The organism is Micromonospora sp. ATLC16, from assembly GCF_057196645.1.
In genome coordinates, this window is record NZ_JBXUOW010000176.1 from 1 (window position 1) to 741 (window position 741).

Genomic DNA, 741 nt, shown 5'->3' on the forward strand with positions numbered 1-741 from the left:
GGCGAGGCCGCTCCCGCAGTCGGGCAAGAGCAAGAGCAGCGGTAGGCGGCGGGGTAAACAGCCGGGTGCGCCGGGATCGACTCTGGAGTTGGTGGCCGACCCGGATCAGGTGGTGGAGCATCGGCCGCAGCGGTGTGTCAACCCGGCCTGTGGGGCAGGGCTGGCTGATGGCCGCGAGTACGGGCGGCAGCGCCGGCAGGTGGTGGAGCTGCCCGAACGCCGGCCGCAGGTCACCGAACACCGGCTTGTTGCGGTGCGGTGTGTCCGGTGTGGGCAGGTCAGCGAGCCGGCGGTGCCGGACGGGGTGTCCGGCCGGGTGCAGTACGGCACAGGCGTCAAGGCCGCAGTCGTGTATGCCCGGGCGGCGCAGTTCCTGCCGTACGGGCGGGTCGCCGCGCTGGTGGGTGATCTGCTCGGGGTGGGTGTGTCGACCGGGTTCGTGCATCAGGTGGTCACTGAGGCGGCACGCCGGCTCGGACCGTTCGTCTCGCATCTGGCCGCGCTGCTGCACACCGAGCGGGTGTTGCACGCCGATGAGACCCCGGCCCGCCTCGCCGGCGGGTTGAAATACGTGCACGTGGCCTGCACACCCGAGCTGACGTTGTTCCATGTGGGGGGCCGGTCGGCGGCCGACATCGACGCCGGTGGGGTGCTGCCCGGGTTCACCGGCGCCCTGGTGCGTGACGGCTACGCCGCCTACCGGCATCTGACCGATGCCGAGCACGCCTGGTGCGGGGCGCA

The 741-nt window shown here is 72.1% G+C and carries 1 protein-coding gene; it reads left to right on the plus strand.

Annotation, left to right across the window (positions count from 1 at the left end; translation table 11 throughout):
• Positions 1 to 91 precede the first annotated feature (91 nt).
• A partial coding sequence (locus AC2CHE_RS26935) for an IS66 family transposase (RefSeq protein ID WP_484507623.1) occupies positions 92 to 741 on the plus strand: 650 nt, incomplete at its 3' end.